The 24,009-nt window shown below is 31.0% G+C and carries 18 protein-coding genes and 1 tRNA gene; 11 read left to right on the top strand and 8 right to left on the bottom strand.

The annotated features are described in order from the left end of the window. The first annotated feature begins 2 nt into the window (after positions 1–2). From D1817_13735 to D1817_13690, 10 genes are all read left to right on the top strand, one after another. The gene (locus D1817_13735; GenBank protein ID AXT20897.1) at positions 3–1,202 is read left to right on the top strand and encodes a cell division protein FtsW; all 1,200 of its coding nucleotides are present in this window, start codon (positions 3–5) and stop codon (positions 1,200–1,202) included. Next, positions 1,202–2,293 carry an undecaprenyldiphospho-muramoylpentapeptide beta-N-acetylglucosaminyltransferase gene (murG, locus tag D1817_13730; protein ID AXT20896.1) on the top strand — a complete coding sequence of 364 codons (1,092 nt, stop codon included), beginning with the start codon at positions 1,202–1,204 and terminating at the stop codon, positions 2,291–2,293. The genes D1817_13735 and murG overlap by 1 nt, the downstream gene beginning before the upstream one ends. Next, on the top strand, positions 2,293–3,645 hold the full coding sequence (locus D1817_13725; protein AXT21293.1) for a UDP-N-acetylmuramate--L-alanine ligase: 1,353 nt from the start codon (positions 2,293–2,295) through the stop codon (positions 3,643–3,645). Before murG ends, D1817_13725 begins: the two co-directional genes overlap by 1 nt. Beyond that, complete coding sequence (locus D1817_13720) at positions 3,635–4,354, top strand: hypothetical protein (protein ID AXT20895.1); 720 nt, start codon at positions 3,635–3,637, stop codon at positions 4,352–4,354. The genes D1817_13725 and D1817_13720 overlap by 11 nt, the downstream gene beginning before the upstream one ends. A gap of 4 nt (positions 4,355–4,358) precedes the next feature. Beyond that, complete coding sequence (gene ftsA / locus D1817_13715) at positions 4,359–5,684, top strand: cell division protein FtsA (protein ID AXT21292.1); 1,326 nt, start codon at positions 4,359–4,361, stop codon at positions 5,682–5,684. A 74-nt stretch (positions 5,685–5,758) separates the two neighbouring features. Then, a complete protein-coding gene (gene ftsZ, locus D1817_13710; GenBank protein ID AXT20894.1) occupies positions 5,759–7,681 on the top strand; it encodes a cell division protein FtsZ in 1,923 nt (640 codons plus the stop codon). A gap of 139 nt (positions 7,682–7,820) precedes the next feature. Then, positions 7,821–8,270: a GatB/YqeY domain-containing protein gene (locus D1817_13705; protein AXT20893.1), complete on the top strand. Its 450-nt coding sequence runs from the start codon at positions 7,821–7,823 to the stop codon at positions 8,268–8,270. Positions 8,271–8,305: 35 nt separating this feature from the next. Then, positions 8,306–8,382 (top strand) — tRNA-Arg (locus D1817_13700). A gap of 309 nt (positions 8,383–8,691) precedes the next feature. After that, positions 8,692–11,493, top strand: coding sequence for an insulinase family protein (locus D1817_13695; GenBank protein AXT20892.1), 2,802 nt, complete (start codon positions 8,692–8,694; stop codon positions 11,491–11,493). Between the two features lie 201 nt (positions 11,494–11,694). Further along, entirely contained in the window at positions 11,695–12,549 is an 855-nt protein-coding gene (locus D1817_13690) for a hypothetical protein (protein ID AXT20891.1), read from the top strand. Here the strand turns inward: D1817_13690 and D1817_13685 are convergent. The 3 genes from D1817_13685 to D1817_13675 all read right to left on the bottom strand — a co-directional run bounded on the left by D1817_13685 (position 12,546) and on the right by D1817_13675 (position 15,355). Then, entirely contained in the window at positions 12,546–13,208 is a 663-nt protein-coding gene (locus D1817_13685) for a ribulose-phosphate 3-epimerase (protein ID AXT20890.1), read from the bottom strand. The genes D1817_13690 and D1817_13685 overlap by 4 nt on opposite strands. A gap of 207 nt (positions 13,209–13,415) precedes the next feature. Then, positions 13,416–14,279, bottom strand: a complete 864-nt coding sequence (locus D1817_13680; GenBank protein AXT20889.1) for a sigma-70 family RNA polymerase sigma factor — start codon at positions 14,277–14,279, stop codon at positions 13,416–13,418. Between the two features lie 113 nt (positions 14,280–14,392). Continuing rightward, positions 14,393–15,355 carry a hypothetical protein gene (locus D1817_13675; GenBank protein AXT20888.1) on the bottom strand — a complete coding sequence of 321 codons (963 nt, stop codon included), beginning with the start codon at positions 15,353–15,355 and terminating at the stop codon, positions 14,393–14,395. A gap of 118 nt (positions 15,356–15,473) precedes the next feature. On the opposite strand from D1817_13675, the gene D1817_13670 reads away from it, so the two are divergent. Further along, positions 15,474–16,172, top strand: a complete 699-nt coding sequence (locus D1817_13670; protein ID AXT20887.1) for a hypothetical protein — start codon at positions 15,474–15,476, stop codon at positions 16,170–16,172. Between the two features lie 73 nt (positions 16,173–16,245). Here D1817_13670 and D1817_13665 read toward each other — a convergent pair whose 3' ends face one another. From D1817_13665 to D1817_13645, 5 genes are all read right to left on the bottom strand, one after another. After that, positions 16,246–18,501, bottom strand: a complete 2,256-nt coding sequence (locus tag D1817_13665; GenBank protein AXT20886.1) for a polyribonucleotide nucleotidyltransferase — start codon at positions 18,499–18,501, stop codon at positions 16,246–16,248. 179 nt (positions 18,502–18,680) lie between these two features. Continuing rightward, positions 18,681–18,950 (bottom strand): 30S ribosomal protein S15, encoded by a 270-nt coding sequence (locus D1817_13660; GenBank protein ID AXT20885.1) that lies wholly within the window; start codon positions 18,948–18,950, stop codon positions 18,681–18,683. 131 nt (positions 18,951–19,081) lie between these two features. After that, entirely contained in the window at positions 19,082–19,936 is an 855-nt protein-coding gene (gene accD / locus D1817_13655) for an acetyl-CoA carboxylase, carboxyltransferase subunit beta (GenBank protein AXT20884.1), read from the bottom strand. 193 nt (positions 19,937–20,129) lie between these two features. Then, complete coding sequence (locus D1817_13650) at positions 20,130–21,197, bottom strand: class II fructose-bisphosphate aldolase (GenBank protein ID AXT20883.1); 1,068 nt, start codon at positions 21,195–21,197, stop codon at positions 20,130–20,132. Between the two features lie 111 nt (positions 21,198–21,308). Next, on the bottom strand, positions 21,309–23,852 hold the full coding sequence (locus tag D1817_13645) for an outer membrane protein assembly factor (protein AXT20882.1): 2,544 nt from the start codon (positions 23,850–23,852) through the stop codon (positions 21,309–21,311). Positions 23,853–24,009 lie beyond the last annotated feature (157 nt).

The raw sequence follows: 24,009 nt of genomic DNA, 5'->3' as shown, positions 1-24,009 counted from the left end.
TCGTGCAAACGTTTTTTAAAAACATAAAAGGGGATCGATTAATATGGGCAATTGCAACATTATTGGCCGTATTTTCTTTTTTACCTGTATATAGTGCGGCTAGTAATTTAGCATATGCTGGAGACGGAAATACGTTTAGTTATTTTGTTAAGCATTTTATGCATTTGTTTTTAGGGTTTACGATAATGTATGGGGTGCATCGTATTCCTTATCGTTATTTTAGAGGGTTGTCAATGGTTATGATTCCTGTTGTGTTAGTGCTATTAGCATTAACTATGTTTCAAACTGATACTTCAGAGAGTCTAACAAATGCTAAACGTTGGATACAAATTCCTTTTGTAGGCTTTACATTTCAGCCTTCAACATTAGCTTCTGTTGTATTAATGATATACGTTGCACGGTACTTATCTAAAATAAAAGATAAAAAAATCACTTTTAGTGAAAGTATTTTACCGCTTTGGTTTCCAGTATTTTTAGTGTTAGCATTAATACTTCCGGCAAACTTTTCGACAAGTGCCTTAATTTTTGTTATGGTTATGGTATTGGCTTTTTTGGGAGGATATCCAAAAAGATATCTAAGTTTAATTCTTCTAAGCGGGATTGGAGTTTTTATCGTGTTTGTTTTGGCTGCTAAAGCATTCCCTGAGGCGATGCCTAATCGTATTGATACTTGGGCAAGTAGAGTAGAGAATTTTATAAATGGAGAAGATACCGAAGAAGATTATCAAATCGAGAAAGCCAAAATTGCAATTGCTTCGGGTAGGATGACTGGGGTTGGTCCAGGAAAAAGTACTCAGAAGAACTTCCTGCCACAATCGTCATCCGATTTTATTTTTGCAATTATTATAGAGGAGTATGGATTGCTAGGAGGGTTGATTTTAATGGTACTATACCTTTGGTTGTTATTCAGAATTTTAATTGTCTCTCAAAAAGCAGATACCATTTTTGGTAAACTATTGGCTATAGGTGTTGGCTTGCCTATCATATTTCAAGCTTTAGTAAATATGGGAGTAGCAGTAGAAATTTTTCCTGTAACTGGACAAACTCTACCATTAATAAGTAGTGGAGGTACTTCTATATGGATGACCTGTCTAGCAATAGGAATTATTTTAAGCGTAAGTGTAAAACGACAAGAAATAAAGGAGCAAATAATAAATGAGGATACAGATAATCCTCTCGAAATATTAAGTGAAACGATTTAATGAGTAAATATAAAGTCATATTATCAGGAGGTGGTACCGGGGGGCATATTTACCCAGCTATCTCTATAGCTAACGAAATAAAACTTCGTTACCCAGATACAGAATTTTTATTTGTTGGCGCACTTGATAAAATGGAAATGGAAAAAGTACCACAAGCTGGATATAAAATTGAAGGTTTATGGATTTCTGGAATTCAACGTAAACTAACATTAAAAAACTTATCATTTCCATTTAAAGTATTAAGTAGCTTAATTAAATCTAGAAGGTTATTAAAAACATTTAATCCAGATGTAGCTATAGGCACAGGAGGATTTGCAAGCGGACCATTGTTGCAAATGGCAGTTTTTCGAAATGTTCCAAGCTTAATACAGGAACAAAATTCGTACCCAGGTATTACAAATAAAATTTTGTCTAAAAAAGCTAAAAAAATTTGTGTGGCTTATGATGGATTAGAACGTTTTTTTCCTAAAGAAAAATTAATTAAAACAGGAAATCCTGTTCGTCAAGATCTTTTATGTATAGAAGAAAAATGTGTAGAAGCAAAAGATCATTATAAATTAAAGCATAGCAAATTAACATTATTGGTTCTAGGTGGAAGCTTAGGAGCAAGGCGAATAAATGAACTAATAGAAGATAAACTTGAATTCTTTCAAACTCAAAATATTGAACTGATTTGGCAATGTGGTAAACTATACTATGACGAGTATAAGAAATATAATAAGTTAGAAAATGTACAAGTTCATGCTTTTTTAAATGAAATGAATATGGCTTATGGTGCTTCGGATTTAATTATTTCTCGCGCTGGAGCTAGCTCTGTTTCAGAATTGTGTATCGTAGGGAAGCCAGTAATTTTTATACCATCACCAAATGTTGCTGAAGATCATCAAACCAAAAATGCTAATGCTATTGTAGAGGAAAAAGGAGCAATTTTAATAAAAGAGGAAGATTTAGAGGTAGATTTTGAAAACAAATTTATGCAATTAGTGAACTCTAAAGATAAACAACAGGAGTTAAGTGAAAATATTAAAAAGCTGGCATTAATAAATGCAACAAAAGATATTGTGGACGAAGTAGAAAAACTGTTATGTTAATGAATTTAAATAATATTCATAATGTGTATTTTATAGGTATCGGAGGTATAGGTATGAGTGCGCTTGCACGTTATTTTGTTTCAAATAACAAATCTGTAGCGGGGTATGATAAAGTACGAACAGAAATTACTGATGAATTGGAACACCTTGATGTTAAAATTCATTTTGAAGATGATGTCAATAATATTCCAGAAGGATATCTAAATTCAAAAAACACATTAGTAATCTATACTCCAGCAGTATCAGAAACGCATTGCGAACTTAATTATTTTAGAAATAATAAATTTCATGTATTAAAAAGATCAGAAATATTAGGATTGATTACTGAACATACCATTTGTTTGGCAGTAGCAGGAACACATGGAAAAACAACAACAACAAGTATACTAGGACATTTATTAAAAGAGTGTAATGTTGAGATGACTGCCTTTTTAGGAGGGATTTCAGAAAATTATAATTCAAATTTAATCCTTCAAGGTAATAAGGTGTCTGTAGTTGAGGCTGATGAATTTGATCGTTCATTTTTAACCTTATCACCAGATTATGCTTGTATTACATCAATGGATGCAGATCATCTTGATATTTATGGCGGAACTGAAGCTATGGAAGCATCATTTGTAGCATTTTCAAAACGATTAAAACCTAATGGAAAGCTGTTTGTTAAAAAAGGATTGTCAATAGAAGGGATAACTTATGCTGTAAATGAAGATGCAGACTATACAGCAACAAATATTAGAGTAGAAAAAGGAACTTATGTGTTTGATGTAAAAACACCTAATCAACATATTGAAAACTTCAAATTTAACCTACCGGGTAGACATAATTTGTCGAATGCATTAATAGCTTTAGCAATGGCTATAGAATTTGGCTGTTCCCCTTATAGCCTTGCTAAAGCATTAGCATCTTATAAAGGTGTTAAGCGTCGATTTACCTATCAAATCAAATCAAATGATTTGGTGTTTATTGATGATTATGCACATCACCCTGAAGAAATTAATGCGGTTCACCAAGCAGTTAGAGAAATGTATCCTAATCAAGAGGTTTTAGTGATTTTTCAACCTCATTTATATAGTCGTACTAGAGATTTTGCAAATGAGTTTGCACAGAGTTTATCACAATTTGACTCAGTGCGTTTATTGGATATTTACCCAGCAAGAGAATTACCTATAAAAGGGATAAACTCGCAATGGTTACTAAATAAGATAAATAATCTCAATAAAAAATTAATTACAAAACCAGAAATGGTTTCTGAAATACAAAATAATAGTGCCAAAGTTGTTTTAACGCTTGGTGCAGGAGATATAGGAGCAGAAGTAGAATTTATTAAAAAACAGTTGAGTATTGCGAGTTAATTGGAACTATATAAAAGCATTGTTGTTATTGGGAGTGATGGTGTTCTTGTTTGCCTTTTCTTCAAAACGAAATGATATGCGAACTATATCTGATGTTGAAATTAACTTTTTTGGAGAAGAGAACTTGTTTGTCACTCATGAAACGGTTAATAAATTGTTAATACAAAATAAAGAGAGTGCTACGAAGGTGCCTAAAGATATTTTAGATTTGAATAGATTGGAACTTGCCCTAAAATCTAATCCAATGATAAAAACTGCTCAAGTCTACCTTTCTGTTAATGGGGAGATTAAAGCAGATGTTGTTCAAAGAAAACCTATAGCAAGAGTTAATGCAAATACATCGTATTATATAGATGAAGACGGTTTAGTAATGCCATTATCTAATAATTATGCAGCTAGAACACCTTTAATTACAGGGTTTGTGAAAAAAGATAATTTGAAAAATGTATATGCTATTGCTGATAAAATTTATAAAGATGAATTTTTAAAAACACATGTTGTAGAGATTTATCAAGCACAAAACCTTGATATAAAATTAAAAATGAGAGTTTATGATTTTGAAATTCTTATAGGGGATTTAAATAATTTGGATAAAAAAATAAATAACCTGAAAGCATTTTATCAAAAAGCTAAAAAAGATAAATCGCTAAATAAATACAGTAAAGTGAATTTGCAATTTGAAAATCAAGTTGTATGCACTAAAAAGTAAACTAATGGAAAGTAATAATATTTCAGTAGGATTAGATATAGGAACCACAAAAATTGTGGCAATGATTGGACGAAAGAACGAATATTCTAAAGCAGAAATTCTTGGTATAGGAAAATCTAAAAGCTTAGGGGTACATCGTGGTGTTGTTAATAATATTACACAAACTATTCAATCCATTCAACAAGCAGTACAAGAAGCTGAAGCGGCATCTGACCAAAAAATTGAAGGTGTTACAGTTGGTATTGCAGGACAGCATATTAGAAGTTTACAACATAGCGATTACATCACAAGATCAAATTCAGAATTAGTAATTGATGAAGAGGATATAGATCGTTTAATTAATCAAGTACATAAATTGGTAATGCTTCCTGGAGAAGAAATAATTCATGTTTTACCACAAGAATATAAAGTTGATGGCCAGGCAGAAATTAAAGAACCAATAGGGATGTATGGAGGAAGATTAGAAGCTAATTTTCATGTAGTAGTTGGACAAGTATCTTCAATTAGAAATATTGGTCGCTGTGTAAAAAGTGCTGGATTGAATTTAGAAGGAATTACTTTGGAACCTTTGGCATCTGCTAATGCGGTATTGAGTCAAGAAGAAAAAGAAGCGGGAGTTGCATTGATTGATATTGGAGGAGGAACGACAGACTTAGCCATATTTAGAGATGGAATTATTCGTCATACGGCAGTAATTCCATTTGGAGGGAATGTAATTACTGAAGATATAAAAGAAGGCTGTTCAATTATTGAAAAGCAAGCCGAATTATTAAAGATAAAATTTGGCTCTGCATGGCCTGGAGAAAATAAAGATAATGAGATTGTCTCTATACCAGGATTAAGAGGTCGAGAACCTAAGGAAATTACTTTAAAAAACTTATCTAAAATTATTCATGCTCGTGTAGTAGAGATTATAGAACAAGTATATGTTGAAATTAAAAACTATGGACACGAAGAGCAAAAGAAAAAACTAATTGCGGGTATTGTACTTACAGGAGGAGGAAGTCAATTAAAACATTTAAAACAATTAGTAGAATATATTACAGGAATGGATACTAGAGTTGGATATCCTAATGAGCATTTGGCAGGAAATAGTGATGAAGAAGTAACAAGTCCTTTATACGCTACAGCTGTAGGATTAGTAATGGATGACATTAAACGTCAATACAAGAAAGCTCAAGAAGAAGATATTACTGAAGATGAAATTAAAAATGAAGATGAAGCCCATTTGATTCAAGAAGAAAAACTAGTAAAACCTGTAAAAGAAAGAAAATCATTTTTAGATAAGCTTACAGAGCGAGTTAAAGATTTTTTAGATAACGCAGAATAAATAACACAAGGAACTTTAATTGTCAAAGGCAATTTTTAAAAATATATAAAAACAAACCAGTAAAATACGAACTTATGAGTAGTAATAACGATTTTGGGATTACCTTCGATTTGCCTAAAAATCAATCTAATGTCATCAAAGTAATTGGTGTAGGTGGGGGAGGGAGTAATGCAATTAACCACATGTTTCAACAGGGAATTAAAGGTGTTGATTTTGTAATCTGTAATACAGATTCTCAAGCATTACAAAATAGCGGAGTGCCTAACAAAATTCAATTAGGAGTTAACTTGACAGAGGGGCTAGGAGCAGGTGCAAACCCAGAGATTGGTGAGCAAGCAGCTCTTGAAAGTTTAGAAGAAATAAAACGCATGTTAGATACCAATACAAAAATGGTGTTTATTACAGCAGGAATGGGGGGAGGAACTGGTACTGGTGCAGCTCCTGTTATTGCTAAAATGGCGAAAGAAATGGACATCTTAACTGTAGGGATTGTTACAATGCCATTTCAATTTGAAGGTAAAATAAGAAATGCACAAGCACAAGTAGGTGTAGAAACACTTAGAACTCATGTAGATTCACTGGTAGTAATTAACAATAATAAATTAAGAGAAGTATACGGTAACCTTGGATTTAAAGCTGGTTTTTCTAAGGCAGACGAAGTACTTTCAACAGCTTCGCGAGGTATAGCAGAAGTTATTACTCATCATTATACACAAAATATAGATTTACGTGATGCAAAAACAGTATTAAGTAATAGTGGTACAGCTATAATGGGGTCGTCAACAGCATCTGGATCTAATCGAGCTCAAGAAGCAATTATGAAAGCTTTAGATTCACCACTATTAAATGATAACAAAATTACTGGAGCAAAAAACGTATTACTTCTCATTGTTTCAGGCTCACAAGAAATCACTATTGATGAAATTGGAGAAATTAATGATCATATTCAAAGTGAAGCTGGTTATGGAGCAAATATTATTATGGGAGTTGGTGAAGATGATGCTTTAGATGAATCTATTTCTGTAACTATAATTGCCACGGGTTTTGATGTTGAGCAACAAGATGAAATTGCTAATACAGAAGCAAAAAAAGTAGTACACTCATTAACTGATGATAGATCTAGTGATCAAGATTTGTCAACAGAAAAAGAACCAACCATAATTACCCCTGACATTCTTTTAACCAAAAAAGAAGATAAAGTAATTCATAAACTTATAGAAGAACAAGAAGATATAGTAAACGAAATGGACTTGGTTAAAATGACTGATGCTATTAAGAATATAGAAGTTCAGTATGAAGAAATTATATTTAATCAAGAAGCAATTAAGGAAGATGATTTTATAATTAATGAAATTCCTTCTCGTAATGAAGAAGAAATAGAAGAAACGCCTGAAGAGCAAACGATTTTAACTTTTGATTTACCAATTTCTCCATCTAAAAAAACAATTGAGCCCGAATCTAAACCTGAAGTTGAGCCAATAATGTTTGAATTAGATGATGAAATTAAAGACCTTCCTGTTAAAGATTATGTAGAATTAATAACTATTACTGAAGCTAATGAAACAGGTGAAACACGATATGCTTTAGATGATTATATTATTAAAGATTCTAAAATAAATGAACAAGAAGAGTCAGCAGAGTTGACTTTAGATGTTGAAGAAGAAATTGTTTTTGAGAAAAAAGTTGTAGAACAGCAAGTTGTAGAAGAGAAGGTGGAAGAAGAGTTAGATCCAATGAATAGTCCAATAGCTGTTATTTTAAAAGAACGTGCAGATGAGAGGCGTTTAAGAATGAAAGAGTTTAATTATAAATTTAACAATGCTAAAATTGATGATATTGAAAAAGTACCAGCGTATAAACGTCAAGGAGTAGATCTTGAAGATGCAAAACATTCGTCGGAGACTAATGATACTTCAAGATTATCTGTAGGGTTAGATGATAATGATGATATACAACTACGAAATAATAATTCATTTTTACACGATAATGTAGATTGATTTTAATCCATTTTTTTGTCCTCTAATCGCAATATAACCCGAAATTCCCCCTCGTTTTTCGGGTTTCTTTTTGCTTAAAGAAGTGTGTTTTAAACACTTCTTTTTTTTATTACCTTCGCATAACTAAATTAAGAAAGAAATGAGTTTACAAAGTGAATTAATGAAGGCTTTAAAAACTGCAATGAAAGCTAAAGATCAAACAGCTTTAACTGCTTTAAGAGCAATAAAGTCAGCTATTTTATTAGCTAAAACTGAAGGAGGAGCATCAGAAGAGTTAACTGAAGATCAAGAGCTAAAAATTCTTCAAAAACAGGTAAAACAACGTAAAGATAGTGCTGCCATATTCTTAGGACAAGGTCGTGAAGATTTAGCAGCTCCTGAATTAGCAGAAGTTGAAATTATAAGTCAATTTTTGCCAGAGGCGTTAAGTGAATTAGAAATAGAAAAGGTAGTTGTGTCTACTATTGCTAAAGTTGGTGCTAACGGAATGAAAGATATGGGTAAAGTAATGGGTGTAGTAAGTAATGAATTAGCAGGAAGAGCAGATGGAAAAACTATTTCTACAATAGTGAAAAATAAATTATCATAAAAAATATAAAGTTTTAGCAAAAGCTAGATATTAAAGGCCACGTAGCTCAGCTGAATAGAGCACTGGATTTCGGCTCCAGCGGTCGGGGGTTTGAATCCCTCCGTGGTCACTAAAAAAGTTCAACTATAAAATTAATTTAATTTTATAGTTGAACTTTTTATTTTCAATACATTATTTTTAGAAGTATTATTTTAACATTTTTTAAATTATTTTATGTTTGAATAATTAAAAATTAATTCTACATTTGTAGAGCAATTTGTGATATCGATTTATATACTAAATTAAATTCTGAATAATTTGTACGAATCCTCTTAAATATAATATATTGCATGCTATAAATTAAACTATATAATTTTTTTGTAACAAATCTTATTGTTAGTTGACATACATATAAATTTTAATCAGAATAATTAAGAAAACAATGAAAAGAATAACACTAACCCTATTTTTATTAATGTGCATCGTAATTAATGCACAGACCATTAATTTAAACCAACCACTACCTGTTGATCAAGAGATCAAAAAAGGCGTACTACCTAATGGTATGACCTATTATTTAAAAAGTACAGATGTAACAAAAGATGTAGCTAGTTATTACATTATTCAAAATGTAGGTTCGGTTTTAGAGAATGATGACCAAAAAGGGTTGGCTCACTTTTTAGAGCACATGGCATTTAATGGAACAAAAAATTTTGAAGGAAAGGGTATTTTAAATACTATGGAAAAACACGGACTTGTTTTTGGTCGTGATATAAATGCTTACACATCTTTTGATGAAACAGTATATAATGTAAATAATATACCAACTACACCAGAATTAATAGACACAGGTTTGTTAATACTCCATGATTGGTCTAATTATTTATTACTTACAGATTCTGAAATTGACGCAGAACGAGGTGTTGTAAATGAAGAATGGCGTACGCGTCAGAGTGGAGCAGCAAGAGTGTTCCAACATAATATAGGAACTACGTTTAATAATTCTAAATATGCAGAACGCTTACCTATTGGTGAGATGGATATTATTCAAAACTTCGATTATAAAGTGTTACGTGATTTTTATCACGATTGGTATAGAACAGATTTACAAGCCATAGCTATAGTAGGAGATATTAATATTGATGAAGTAGAACAAAAAATCAAAAAATTATTTTCAGGTATTCCAGCAGTTAAAAATCCGAAAGAAAGATTTACAGTAGAGATTGAAGATAATAACGAGTTAGTATACTCGATGGCTAAAGATAAAGAAGTGACAACATCTCAAATTAGTTTTGGAATTAGACATCCTAAATCTTTAGAAAATGAAACCATAGGAGATTTGAAAACATCGTTATTAAATGGGATAGCGACAAATTTAATTTCTACACGCCTTAGAGAAATTTCTCAAAAACCAGATGCATCATTTTTAAATGCATTTGTAGGGTATGGCGGCTTGTCAAGAGCTTCAAATTCGTTTTCTATAAGGATTTCCCCAAAACCAGATATGCAACATCAAGCATTTAAGGATGTTTTTGCTGAAGTTAATAGAGCTGTCAAATTTGGATTTACATCTGAAGAAATAAAAAGAGCTGTATTACAATTTAGTACATTTTACGAAAATCAAATTGCTAGAAAGGATGATGCTCCTCATCAAGCTATTATTAGAACTATTCAGCTAAATTATTTAGAAAATGATAACTTGACAGATGTCGTAAAAGAATATGAGATTGTAAAACAAATTTTTGGAGCAATTACAAAAAATGAGTTACATGAAACAATAAAAAATTTATATACAAAAAATAATAGAACATTAACAGTTACTGGAGTAGAAGGTAAGAAAAACTTAACTAAAGAAGATGCTCTAGCGATTATATCAGCATCTGAAAATGATGCATCACTAACAGCTTATGAAGATGGATTTAGTGGGAAAACCTTAGTGTCAGGATTAACTATTAAAAATGGAAGCATTATATCAGAAAAAGAAGAATCTGCTATAGGAGCTACTACATTTACATTGAGTAATGGTGTGAAAGTACATTATAAATTTGTAAATAAAAATAAAGACCAAGTACAATTAAATGCTATTAGTTATGGCGGACTTTCATTAATTGATGATGCTAGTATTCCATCAGCTAATTTTGTTGGGACTGTTGCTGATTTTTCAGGCTTAGGAGATTATTCTCGTGCAGATTTACCAAAAGTTTTAGCTGGAAAAACGGCAACAACTAGACTTGCTCTTGGAGAATTAACGGAGAGTATCACAGGGAATTCAACAACTAAAGATGTTGAAACTTTATTACAAATGACTCATTTACGTTTTGTAAAACCTCGTTTTGATAATGATAGTTATAAAGTATTAATGGGGAATATTGACAATGCATTAGTTGCTAGAAGTAAAAACATTAATGTGAAAATTCAAGATAGTGTAACAACCACATTATATGGTAAAAACAATCCAAAGCAAAGATTGTTCGATGCTAATTTTGTTAAAGATATTTCTTTCGAAAAAGTACGATCTATTTACAAGGATAGATTTGGTAATGCAGCAGATTTTGAATTCTTTATTGTAGGTGATGTTCAAAAAGAACAATTAAAACCTTTATTAGAAAAATATATCGCTAGTATTCCAACTAACAATACTAAAGAGAATTGGAAAGATAATTCTACAGATTGGATTAGTAGTAATATAGATAAAGATGTATTCTTAAAAATGGAAGACCCTAAGAGTACAGTTAGAATATCGTATAAGAACGATATGGATTACAGCTTAAAAAATGTATTTATAGCTCGAACATTAGGTAGAGTATTACAATTGAGATATACAGAAACGTTAAGAGAAGATGAAGGAGGTACATATGGAGCAAGCGCATTTGCTAACATGACTAAAAGACCAACAACTGAAGCTTCATTATCTGTATTTTTTGATGGTAACCCAGATAAAATAGAAAACCTAGTAACTATTGTGCATAAAGAAATTGAAAAGATAGCTAATGGTGAAATCAATCAATCAGACTTAGATAAAGTATTAGCGACTACTATTAAAGATAGAAAACAACAACAAGATTATAATCGTTATGATATGACGTTGTTAAGAAATTATTTCCGAGAAGGATATAATATGAATGAGGCTAAAAATTTCGAAAATATTGTGAATTCTATTAAAGCTTCAGATCTTCAAAATTTCACTAAAGCTTTATTAAAAGATGGAGAGAAATATGAAATTGTAATTAAGCCAAAACAATAAAATAAAATAATTATAGTATAACTCTATAAATTAATTTAAGCGAGTGGTTATTTTAATAACCACTCGCTTTTGCATTATAGATATATTACATATTACTATTGATACCAATTTTAATGCGGTATCACGTTTTTTTTAAATTATAAGAAAGAATCTTTATTAATTTGTATTTAACTAAGGTTTGTAAATCTATACTTTATTATAATGCTATTAATTACTACTGTTTTAGAAGAATATACTTTTGGAAGTAAAATCATATTAGGGGTTTTCTTTACAGTTATAGGGTTAATGTTTATCTATTATACGATTAAATTAATTGAAATGGCTTATGTAATGAAATATAAAAAGCCATTATATAATCATATATATCTTTATAAAAAAAAACTAAAACCTTATCAGTTACAAATTTTACAACAACAGTTTTCATTTTATAAAAAGCTTTCAGACAAAGAGAAAAAATATTTTGAACATAGAGTTGTTCAATTTATAAAAGATAAAACATTTATTGGAAGAGATAATGTTATTATTGATGATGAAAAAAAAATTTTAATAGCTGCTACTGCTGTTATGCTAACTTTTGGATTTCGTGATTTTTATATAGGAATAATTGATAAAATATTTATTTATCCAAGCGATTTTTTTTCTAATACGAGTCAAGAATATCATAAAGGAGAATTTAACCCTAAGTTAGAGATCTTGGTACTATCTTGGGATCATTTTATTGAAGGTTATGATGTTGAAAACGATAAATTAAATCTTGGAATACATGAGTTTGCACATGCTATACATCTCAATAGTATAAAAGAAAGAGATGTGAGTTCCACTATTTTTGAAGATTCTTTTAAAGAACTTACTGAATTATTAGCAAATAATGATGGCTTAAGACGTGAATTAATTGATTCAACTTTTTTTAGAGCTTATGCTTATACTAATCAATTTGAATTTGTAGCTGTTGTGATTGAGAGCTTTATTGAATCATCTTCAGAATTACGCTCACAATTTCCAGAAATTTATGCTAAAATAAAACAGATGCTTAATTTTAATTTTGCAGGCTATTAACTATTTGCTATTAATTTTAAATCTTTTATAGTCTCAATTTGATCATTGCTTTTAAATACATAACTTCCAGCTACGAGTACATCTGCACCAGCATTAGTTAGCTGTTTTGCATTTTTATTAGTAACACCTCCATCAATTTCTATTAAAGTAGTTGCGCCTTTACGATTAATTAGTGCTTTTAATTGTTCAACTTTATTATAAGTATTTTCAATAAAGCTTTGTCCTCCAAAACCAGGGTTGACACTCATTAAACAAACTAAATCAATATCGTTAATAGTATCTTCTAAAACATTTATATTAGTATGAGGGTTTAGAGCTACACCAGCTTTCATACCTTCAGCTTTAATGGCTTGAAGTGTTCTATGTAAATGTGTACAAGCTTCATAATGTACAGTAAGTATATTACTGCCTAAACCTGCAAATGTTTTAATGTAACGATCAGGATCTACGATCATTAAATGTACATCAATCGTTTTTTTTGCATGCTGAGCAATTGCTTTTAAAACCGGCATTCCATAAGAAATGTTTGGTACGAAAACGCCATCCATAATGTCTATGTGAAACCAGTCTGCATTACTTTGATTAACCATTTCTACATCACGTTGGAGGTTTCCAAAATCTGCTGCTAAAATTGAAGGTGCTATTAGTTTAGAACTCATATTCTTGTTAAGTTTTGGCAAAGATATATAAAAGAAAAGGTTCTTTGATAAGAGATTTACTAAGCATTGTAAAAAAGTGAACCCCCGGTAATCAGCCGAGGGTTCTTTCATCAATCAAAAAACGAACAGTTATGTAACTGTTTGTAGTGTTTATTTAGTCGTAAATAGAACTCAAAACTAACATGTGATAGTTGAGTATAGTTTAACCTAACCTAAATATGTTTTTAATATTTTACTTCGAGACGTATGTTTTAATCTACGAATTGCTTTTTCTTTAATTTGACGAACACGTTCACGAGTTAAATCAAACGTTTCTCCAATCTCTTCTAGAGTCATAGGATGTTGGTTTCCTAAGCCAAAATAAAGACGGATAACATCTGCTTCACGAGGTGTTAGTGTTTCTAGAGCACGTTCAATCTCTGTTCGTAATGATTCGTGTAATAAATCTCTATCAGGGTTTGGAGACTCTCCACTGCGAAGTACATCATAAAGATTAGAATCTTCACCCTCTACTAAAGGCGCATCCATAGAAACATGACGTCCAGAATTTTTCATAGATTCTTTAACGTCATTAATCGTCATGTCTAATTCTTTTGCAATTTCTTCAGCACTTGGCGGACGCTCATGAGACTGCTCTAAAAACGCATAAGTTTTATTAATTTTATTAATAGAACCAATTTTATTTAATGGCAATCTAACAATACGAGATTGCTCTGCTAATGCTTGTAAGATAGATTGTCGAATCCACCATACAGCATAAGATATAAATTTAAAACCTCGAGTTTCATCAAAACGTTGTGCAGCTTTAATTAGCCCTAAATTACCTTCATTAATTAAATCAGGTAAAGTTAGCCCTTGGTTCTGATATTGCTTAGCAACAGATACAACGAAACGTAAATTAGCTTTAGTTAATTTTTCTAAAGCAATTTGATCGCCAGCTTTAATACGTTGTGCTAATTCTACTTCTTCATCAGCAGTAATTAAATCAACTTTTCCAATTTCTTGTAGGTATTTGTCTAATGATGCGGTTTCCCTATTGGTAACCTGTTTGGTGATTTTGAGTTGTCTCATTTAATATTCTCCTTCTAAATTTTTTAGGCTACACTGCCCTGTCATATAGTTATACGTAATAATAGTAATTAATGTTACAAAAAAAATAAATTATTAATTTTTTTATTTTAAAGTTACTCAAAATCCAAAACTTGTGTTGCCTTAATAAGTTGTTCTAAAGCACTAATTTTATTGTGTATTTTATTGAAGAATATTTGTTGTTCTTTCTCGCCCGCAGTATTTAATAATTTAGAATGTAATAACTGTTTGTCAAAATAATTTTTGGCTTGTTTACAAGTTAGTTTATCGCCAGTTAAAAAGTAAGATAAAAATGAAAACGGGACATAAAGTAACTCTTGTCTTGGAGTTGTGACTAGGACATTATTATTCATTAATAAGAGTTCATTATAGTATAATTGGTAAGGTGAAGTTTTTATTTTACATGTTATTTTATTAATTAATTGATGTAACGATTCGCATAATAGCAAAGCACAATCAGTAGATATTTGTCCGGCATAGAAATAAAAATGGATTTGTTTTAAGGTGCTATTTATAGTCGTAATGTCCCAAATTTCAGTAATATTTAAGCCGTCATATAAATTACCTAATATCTTGCCTGATTGTATTAATGATACACTAGGTGCAAATTGTTCAAAATTATCTGATTTAAAATTACTGTCTAATAATTTTAACCATACATATATTTTAAATCTACTTAACAAGTCATCACCAATAGTGTAAAACAAAGGGATGTCTTTCGCTGAATATAAAATATGGCTATCCACATCCTTAAGAAGCAATTGTAATGACTGATGAGAATGCTTGAAATACTGTTCTAAATCCAATTCATTTTCTATAAGCTTAGTTTTTTCTAGGGCTACATAGTTTTTGGACGAAGTTTCAAATAGTTTGTCTAGAGAGAGATTGTAGTATTTAGATAGTATGATACTTTCATCTAACGAAAATTTACTCTTTAAACTTGTACGTCTATGTGCGGCATCATAACTTATATCTAGTGCTGTGGCTACAGCATCTATTAATGAGGTGTTAGTTGGTAAAGCCTTCTGTAGTTCTTGAAGTAAAGTATTTTGAAACATATATTAAAAGTACTTATAATTTGTGAAAATCACAAAAAAATATTTTACTTTTCATGATTTATATATATTAAGATGTGATTATAACAATAAATTTGAATTGAATTTAAAATAATCAATTATGAAAAAAATCATTTTAATTATTACAATTATGTTTTCTTATACCGATTTTTATGGTCAAGAACAAAAATTTCGTTTTCCTGTTTGGATTTCATATGCTAAAAACACAGATATAGCTGGAATATCTTTAAGTGCTTTTCCAACTGATCTCATTAACGAAACTAATTATGGAAATACAAGAAGGACGTTTGGTTTACATACTGAAGTATTTCTATTATCACCATTTTATTTTTTGGCACCACGTTCACCTTTATCAACATCAGATAAAGATTATGAATTTCTTATAAGAACAGGAACTGTAAATCAAAAAATATATGGCTTTAATTTAACTACGGGTTCTTTTGAACTTATAGATTCTCATGGAATTACAATTACAGGCTTTTTACATTATAGCAGAAAGAATGATGGGATAGCTATAGCTGGAATTTCTAATCATATAGAGAGAGCAAATGGACTAATAATTAGCACTCTTGGTAATGAGGCATATAAATCTAATGGTATTTTAATTGGTTTTGGAAATACAGTTAATTATTTTAATGGATTGCAATTAGGAGGATTTAATGAAATTGAAACTAAAGGAGTAGGGGTTCAAATAGGAGTTTTTAATAAAGCAAAAAACCATAGAGGTATTCAATTAGGCCTTTGGAATAAAAATGATAAACGCTCATTTCCAATTATCAATTGGAATTTTAAAGGGTAATAAAAAAACCCTATCAGAATAATATTCTATTAGGGTTTTTTGTATTATAATATAAAATATAAGTGAAAAAAAGTTAATCTTCTTTTCTTTCTTCTCTTGGTTTTCTATCATCGCGACGATTATCACGTCCACGATTATCTCTATTGCCACGATTATCACGTCCACCATTCCTGTTATTATCTCTTGGAGGCCTTGCAACATAACCTTCAGGTTTTGGTAAAATTGCTTTACGAGATACTTTTTCTTTACGTGTTTTTGGATCTATACCAAAATATTTAACATCAAGTACATCTCCTAAATTAACTACATCGGTTACATTATCAGTGCGCTCCCAAGCTAATTCACTTACATGTAATAATACTTCATTTCCTGGAGCTTCAACATATTCTACTACAGCACCAAAATCAAGCATTTTAATTACTTTAACTTCATATACACTACCTTTTTCTGGTTTAAATGTAATTGAATCAATTTTGGCTAATACAGCATCAATACCATCTTGATTAGTTCCTAAAATTTCAACGATACCTTCTTCTGTAACTGGATCTTCATTAATTACTATTGTACATCCAGTTTCTTTTTGAAGCTCTTGAATTACTTTTCCTCCAGGACCAATTAAAGCACCAATATAATCATTAGCGATACGTGCAGTTACCATTTTTGGAGCATGAGATTTCACATCTGCATTAGGAGCTGCTATGGTATCTGTTAATTTACCCAATATATGTAAACGTCCATCACGTGCTTGTTTTAAAGCATTTACAAGAATTTCATATGACAATCCTTTTACTTTAATATCCATTTGGCAAGCGGTAATACCGTCAGCTGTACCAGTTACTTTAAAATCCATGTCTCCTAAATGATCTTCATCACCTAAAATATCAGATAATACAGCATATTTTCCAGACTCTGCATCAGAAATTAACCCCATAGCTATTCCAGAAACTGGTTTCTTTAATTGAACACCAGCATCCATAAGTGCCATAGTACCAGAACAAACAGTTGCCATAGATGACGATCCGTTACTTTCTAATACTTCAGAAACTACACGAACAGTATATGGGCAATCTTCAGGAATCATTCCTTTTAGAGCACGTTGTGCTAAATTACCATGACCTACTTCTCTACGTGATGTACCTCTTATTGGTCTAGCTTCTCCAGTTGAAAAAGGAGGGAAATTATAATGTAAATAAAATGTTTCTTCACCTTCATAAGATGGCATATCTACTTGATTTGCTTCTCTGGATGTTCCTAAAGTAACAGTTGCCAATGCTTGAGTTTCCCCACGAGTAAATATAGATGAACCATGAGTAGATGGTAAGTAATCTACTTCACACCAAATGGGTCTAATGTCATCAGTTTTACGACCATCTAAACGAAGTCCTTCGTTTAAAGTTAAATCACGAACAGCAGCTTTTTCAGCTTTACTATAATACTTAGATACCAGCCCACCAAAATCTTCTAACTCTTCTTCGGAAAAAGTAGCTTTAATTTCTTCTTTTATTTCTGCAAATGCAGCCCCTCTTTCATGTTTTGCAGAACCTGCTTTAGCTACAGCATATACTTTGTCGTATGCCATATCATGAATTTTTTTAGCTAGGTCTTCATCCTCTCTTTCTGGTTCGTATTCACGAACTTCTTTTTTACCAAAGGCTTCAGCTAATTTCAACTGTGCAGCACATTGTACTTTAATCGCTTCGTGAGCAAATTTAATGGCTTCTGTCATTTCCTCTTCGGAAATTTCATCCATTTCACCTTCAACCATCATCACAGAATCAGCAGATGCTCCAATCATCATATCGATATCAGATTCTTCTAATTGCGCTCTAGTTGGGTTAATTATAAACTCACCATTAATACGACCTACACGTGCTTCAGAAATAGCACACTCAAAAGGGAAATCTGATAATTGAATTGCAGCAGAAGCGGCTAATCCAGCCATGGCATCTGGCATTACATCATCATCATGAGACATTAATTGTATCATTACTTGTGTTTCAGAATGATAATCTTTTGGGAATAATGGTCGTAAAACACGATCTACTAAACGCATTGTTAGTACTTCTCCATCACTTGGCCTAGCTTCTCTTTTAAAGAATCCTCCAGGATAACGTCCAGCTGCTGCAAATTTTTCGCGATAATCTACCGTTAAAGGTAAAAAATCTACATCAGCTTGTTTGTAATTGGAAACAACTGTACATAATAGCATACACTTTCCAGATTGAACAACAACAGAACCATGTGCCTGTTTTGCTAATTTTCCGGTTTCGATAGAAATTTCTCTTCCATCACCTAGGTCTATGACCTCTCTAAAAACTTTTGGAATCATAAATAATTTTAATTCTAATTAAACAATGGTCGTTGTGTTGTTGTGTAGTTGTTGTATGACCAATGAAAAACTATATATTCTGAATAAGCTCAGAATCTGCTTAATTATACATGCGTAATTTAAACTCTCCCGCTAGAGTTTTATATTGAAACAAAAAAGAGGCATAAAGCCTCTTTTTATTATTTTCTTAATCCTAATTCTTTTACTATTGCACGATATCTTAAGATATCTTTCTTAGTTAAATAATCTAAAAGCGCACGACGCTTTCCCACTAATTTTACTAAAGAACGCTCAGTATTATAATCTTTACGATTTTGTTTTAAGTGTTCTGTTAAGTGATTAATACGTTCTGTAAACAATGCAATCTGTCCTTCTGCAGAACCAGTATTTTTTGCATCTTTACCATGTTTTTTAAAGATCTTCTCTTTATCTTCTTTTGTTAAATACATTCTAATATTATTGTAAATGATTGTTATGTATATGAAAGTTTTTCTTTCAAGCGGCAAATATAGTAATTTTTAGTAACTTACAAGTTAGAGTTTGAAATAAAAAAAGCGACTAGATATAGTCGCTTTTTTTATTATACTCTTAAGGGTTGATTTGTAATCAAATCAATATATTGATTTACTTTATCCTTTAAATTTTTACGTAATGTAATAAAATCCAAAAAGCCATGCTCTAGTACAAACTCTGATGTTTGGAATCCTTCAGGTAATTCCTTACCTGTAGTATCACGTACAACTCGTGGGCCTGCAAAACCTATTAAAGCACCAGGTTCACTAATATTAATATCGCCTAGCATAGCGAAAGAAGCTGTTGTCCCTCCAGTAGTTGGGTCTGTGGCTAAAGAAATATAAGGGATTTTAGCATCTGCTAATTGACCTAATCTGGCTGATGTTTTAGCCAATTGCATTAATGATAATGCCGCTTCCATCATACGAGCACCACCAGATTTAGAAATAATCATAAATGGAATTTTCTTTTTTAAAGAATATTCTGCTGCTCGAGAAATCTTTTCCCCAACAACGCTACCCATTGATCCTCCAATAAATCTAAAATCCATACAAGCAATCACTAAATCTTTACCTTTAGATTTACCTACTGCTGTACGTACAGCATCCTTTAAATTTGTTTTTTCCTGAGCATCTTTAAGACGATCTGTGTATTTTTTATTGTCTTTAAACTTTAATGGATCTTTAGAAGTAAGATTTGGATTGAGTTCTTTAAAATCATCGTCAAAAAGAATTTCAAAATATTCTTTACTTCCTATTCTTACATGATAACCATCTTCAGGGCTGACATAAAAGTTTTTTTCTAATTCTTCTGTTCCGACTATTTTACCAGTTGGAGATTTATACCATAATCCTTTTGGAGTATCTTTTTTTGCTTCAGTTGGAGTATGAATACCTTTATCTTTTCTCTTAAACCAAGACATATAGTTTGATATTTTAAATTCTATAACTTACTTTAATAGTATAATAAGTTATAAATTAGTTTTAGTTAGCGTAAAAGGTCAAAGCTATTATTTTTAAAGTATTACAATAAACTTAACACAAGAAAAAACAGCTAAAAACCTAGTGTCAAAATTAATGTTTTGTTTTTAATTTTAGCAAAACACTCAAATTATTTTATAAAGTATCTATATTATTAAGATCTTGAAAAGCTTTCTTTAAACGTATGACGAATGTTTTTTCACCTTCTCGCAGCCATTTTCTTGGATCATAATATTTTTTGTTAGGAATATCTTCACCTTCAGGGTTTCCAATTTGAGTATATAAATAATCTTTCTTTTCTAATATGTAATCCCTAACGCCTTCAGTAAATGCAAACTGCATATCAGTATCGATGTTCATTTTAATTACGCCATAACCTATAGCTTCACGAATTTCTTCAACGGAAGACCCAGAACCTCCATGAAATACAAAATCAATATGATTATGACCTACTCCATATTTTTTTGAAATATATTCTTGAGAATTTTTAAGAATTTTTGGTGTTAATTTTACATTTCCTGGTTTATAAACTCCATGTACATTACCAAAAGCCGCAGCTATAGTAAATTGATCACTTACTTTACTTAATTCTTCGTAAGCATAAGCAACTTCTTCAGGTTGAGTATATAATTTAGAATCATCAACATCTGTATTATCTACACCATCTTCTTCGCCTCCGGTGATCCCTAACTCGATTTCTAAAGTCATTCCCATTTTTGCCATACGGGTTAAATATTGTTTGCAAATTTCAATATTCTCTTCAATAGGCTCTTCAGATAAATCGATCATATGTGAGCTATACAAAGGCTTACCTGTTTGAGCAAAATGAACTTCGCTAGCATCTAAAAGACCATCTATCCAAGGTAATAATTTTTTTGCACAATGATCTGTGTGTAGTATTACAGGTACATCATAAGCTTCAGCTAATAAGTGTACATGTTTCGCTCCAGCTATGCAACCAGCAATTGCTGCTTTTTCTCCTTCATTACTTAGGCCTTTACCAGCATTAAATTGACCTCCACCATTTGAAAATTGTATAATTACGGGAGCATTTAAATCTCTTGCAGTTTCTAAAACACCGTTTACACTATCAGAACCTACTACATTTACTGCTGGTAGTGCAAAATTCTTTTCTTTAGCAAGTTTAAAAATAGCTTGAACCTCTCTGCCAGTAGCGACTCCTCCTTTTATATTATGCTCCATTTTTTTTGTTTTTGTAATATAATTAAGGGCGTAAAAATAATCAAATTTTAAATAGTACGATTATGATTTTTTGTAAATTGAAGAAGATAAATTAATGAAAATGTAATTGTTTTAAAATGGATAATTAATTCCGATATTGTAAACAGCATTTCCAAAATTATATTCGTTAAACCAGCGATTGCTATCTCCAAAGGAAGGATCATAAGTTTTAAAACCAACATCGCCTCTTAAAATAAAAAAACCAAAATCATATCTAAGGCCAAACCCGCTACCAATTGCAATATCTTCCAGATCTTTAAAATTAGTAAATGTTGATGCAGGATCGTCTACTTCATCCAATACATTAAATATATTGCCAGCATCAACAAAAAGTGCCCCTTTTAAACTTCCAAATAAGTTAAAACGGTTTTCAATACTAAAAGCAAGTTTAAAATTTGCTTCATTAAACTCATCATTACTACTAGAGCTTCCAGGGCCTAAATCAAAAGCAGTCCAAGCTCTATTGTCGTTAACACCTCCAGCAAAAAAACTTCTGGTAAAAGGGATACTAGTAGAATTACCATATGGAATAGCGAGGCCAACATAGTTTCTAATCGCTAGAACGTTGTTGCCTCCCAAGCTCCAGCGCTTTATATAGTCAAGTTCTGCTCTTGCATATTGAGAGTATTCAACTCCAAAAATATCGTTTCCGTTAAACCCAAATAAATCAGAGACAGCAGAAATAACATTACCTGACAACTCTAAGCGTGTTTTAAAAATAGAAAAATTTTCATCAGTTGTACTTTCTCGATTATCTTTTGAATACTCGAAACTAGAAGCTAGAATTAGATTGTTTTCAATTAATCGCTCTCTTCGTTCTCTTATGTTATTTACGATTTGAAAATCATTTGGATTTGAATTTTGAAAATTTAGATCCTGAGAAGCAAGAGTAATAAAATCTACAGTTCTTTCTTGTATTAAAGTACGATTTCCATCTATATCTACATTAATAAATTCTGCAGGTGTGTTAAATGTGTTTAAAGCTATATCTTCAAGGCGACTAAACGAATTTTGAAAGACGTTAAAATAATTATCAGGGTTTAGATTTCGAACAAATTGAATATTAAAAAGATCGAAACTATTTTTAACTACTGATCTAGGTTTCCAATTATAATTAAAAACACCATTAAAAGTTTGTCTATCCAACCCTATATTAGTTTGACTTGTAAAAGCAAGAGTAATATTTGTGCTAGGGGAGAAGTTTTTAGGAATTATTTTGCCAGTATTTATTGGAAAGAAAAACCTAGGAATTCGTAATTGTGCATTAATACCCACTTCATTAATATCAAAAAATTGATCATCTACCCCAGACCCATCTTTTGAAGCTCCAATATTACCTAATGCCGAAAGTTGTAAAGTTTCGGCTCCTCTAAAGACATTGAGTATAGATAGTGATGCATTAAAAGCGAATCCTAATGATTGAATGTCGTTTTGAGATATAGTAGGTTCAAATCCTAATTTGTATTTTTTCCTTGGTGTTAGATAAATATTAGCTGTTAATGTGGTGTCTTGAACATTCTCATTATAGGTTATGTTCGGATATTGAAAAGTGTTTAATTGATTTAAAAAGCGATAAGTACTTGCGCGATCACTATCTTTAAAAACAGAATCTTTAGAAATGAATATAGCATCAGTTATTGCTTTAGGTCGAAATCGCAATTTACCGTAACTATAAAGAGTGTAATTATCATAAATCACTGAATCTTGAAATTTTTTACTTCTATTTTCAAAAGAATCATCAGTAATAATATTTATATCTTTTATTTTATAAGTTTTAAAAGGAACTCGAGTAACTGAGTCTTCATTTCTAATCACTCTATCTTTAATTTCTATTTCTACAGGTGCTTTTACAACAGAATCAATTGTATCTGTATCAATTTGTATGTAATCTTGTGAGAAATGATAAACTCCTGAGTTTCTAAATTCATTAACCAAGCGATCTCGTTCTTCTTCAAGGTCAGCGGCACTCCATTGCTTACCACTTATTAATTTACTATTGTTTTTTGTTTTTTGATATAGAGAATCAATAATCGGAGAAGATATATTTGTGGTAACAGTATCTATAAATGTAGGGTCTCCTGTTTCTACCTCATAAGCTATAGATGCTCGTTTTTTCTTTTTTGGATCTACAGTTATTTTATAAGAAGCCTCGGCATGAAACCATCCTTTTCTTAAATGATAACCTTCTAACCGACTTAATGATCGTTTAATTTTTGAAGAATCTATAATTACTGGAGCCTCACCAGTTTTTCTTAGCCAACCATTAAATCCTAATGCAGATTTTTTTATTTTTTCTATTTCTTCTTTAGAAGTAGTGTCGGTTATGCGTGCTCTTCGTTTAGGTTTTTTATCTAACCAGATTTCAAAAAGAGAATCACGATTTTCTCGTGCTAAATTGTAAATATGGAGACGGAGAGGATAAGTTAGAAGCTTGTTATTTGGTTTTTGAAGTATGAGACTATTTATCTCCTCGTTTTTTACTTTTTTTCCATTAATTGAGACACTACTTTTAGTTAATAAATGATCTGTATTCTTAACACGCTTTACAACACTACAGGAAGTGACAATAATTAAAATTATTGTAAAAACTGATATTTTTGTAAATGTTTGTTTCAACTATTAAACAGGTAAATTAAATTTTGAAAAGCAGTACAGGTTTAAAACTCAAAAGTACATTATTTCCTTTTAAAAATATGTTGATATTATTAATCAAAATTAGGTTTCGCATAATTTTTTTCATTTTTTTTGTGTGCTTTAAAACGAAAACGATACT

The organism is Flavobacteriaceae bacterium, assembly GCA_003443635.1.
Taxonomy (GTDB): Bacteria; Bacteroidota; Bacteroidia; order Flavobacteriales; family Flavobacteriaceae; genus AU392.
The sequence above is the reverse complement of the archived record's forward strand: the minus strand, read 5'-3'. Positions and strand labels throughout refer to the sequence as shown.

What these genes read in the sequence shown, in the direction of transcription:
- D1817_13670 (AXT20887.1), top strand. Translation starts at nt 15,474, where the DNA reads ATGAAAAAAATCATTTTAATTATTACAATTATGTTTTCTTATACCGAT.
- D1817_13705 (AXT20893.1), top strand. Translation starts at nt 7,821, where the DNA reads ATGAGTTTACAAAGTGAATTAATGAAGGCTTTAAAAACTGCAATGAAA.
- D1817_13665 (AXT20886.1), bottom strand. Translation starts at nt 18,501, where the DNA reads ATGATTCCAAAAGTTTTTAGAGAGGTCATAGACCTAGGTGATGGAAGA.
- D1817_13695 (AXT20892.1), top strand. Translation starts at nt 8,692, where the DNA reads ATGAAAAGAATAACACTAACCCTATTTTTATTAATGTGCATCGTAATT.
- D1817_13650 (AXT20883.1), bottom strand. Translation starts at nt 21,197, where the DNA reads ATGGAGCATAATATAAAAGGAGGAGTCGCTACTGGCAGAGAGGTTCAA.
- D1817_13725 (AXT21293.1), top strand. Translation starts at nt 2,293, where the DNA reads ATGAATTTAAATAATATTCATAATGTGTATTTTATAGGTATCGGAGGT.
- murG (AXT20896.1), top strand. Translation starts at nt 1,202, where the DNA reads ATGAGTAAATATAAAGTCATATTATCAGGAGGTGGTACCGGGGGGCAT.
- D1817_13660 (AXT20885.1), bottom strand. Translation starts at nt 18,950, where the DNA reads ATGTATTTAACAAAAGAAGATAAAGAGAAGATCTTTAAAAAACATGGT.
- ftsZ (AXT20894.1), top strand. Translation starts at nt 5,759, where the DNA reads ATGAGTAGTAATAACGATTTTGGGATTACCTTCGATTTGCCTAAAAAT.
- accD (AXT20884.1), bottom strand. Translation starts at nt 19,936, where the DNA reads ATGTCTTGGTTTAAGAGAAAAGATAAAGGTATTCATACTCCAACTGAA.
- D1817_13675 (AXT20888.1), bottom strand. Translation starts at nt 15,355, where the DNA reads ATGTTTCAAAATACTTTACTTCAAGAACTACAGAAGGCTTTACCAACT.
- D1817_13685 (AXT20890.1), bottom strand. Translation starts at nt 13,208, where the DNA reads ATGAGTTCTAAACTAATAGCACCTTCAATTTTAGCAGCAGATTTTGGA.
- D1817_13680 (AXT20889.1), bottom strand. Translation starts at nt 14,279, where the DNA reads ATGAGACAACTCAAAATCACCAAACAGGTTACCAATAGGGAAACCGCA.
- ftsA (AXT21292.1), top strand. Translation starts at nt 4,359, where the DNA reads ATGGAAAGTAATAATATTTCAGTAGGATTAGATATAGGAACCACAAAA.
- D1817_13690 (AXT20891.1), top strand. Translation starts at nt 11,695, where the DNA reads ATGCTATTAATTACTACTGTTTTAGAAGAATATACTTTTGGAAGTAAA.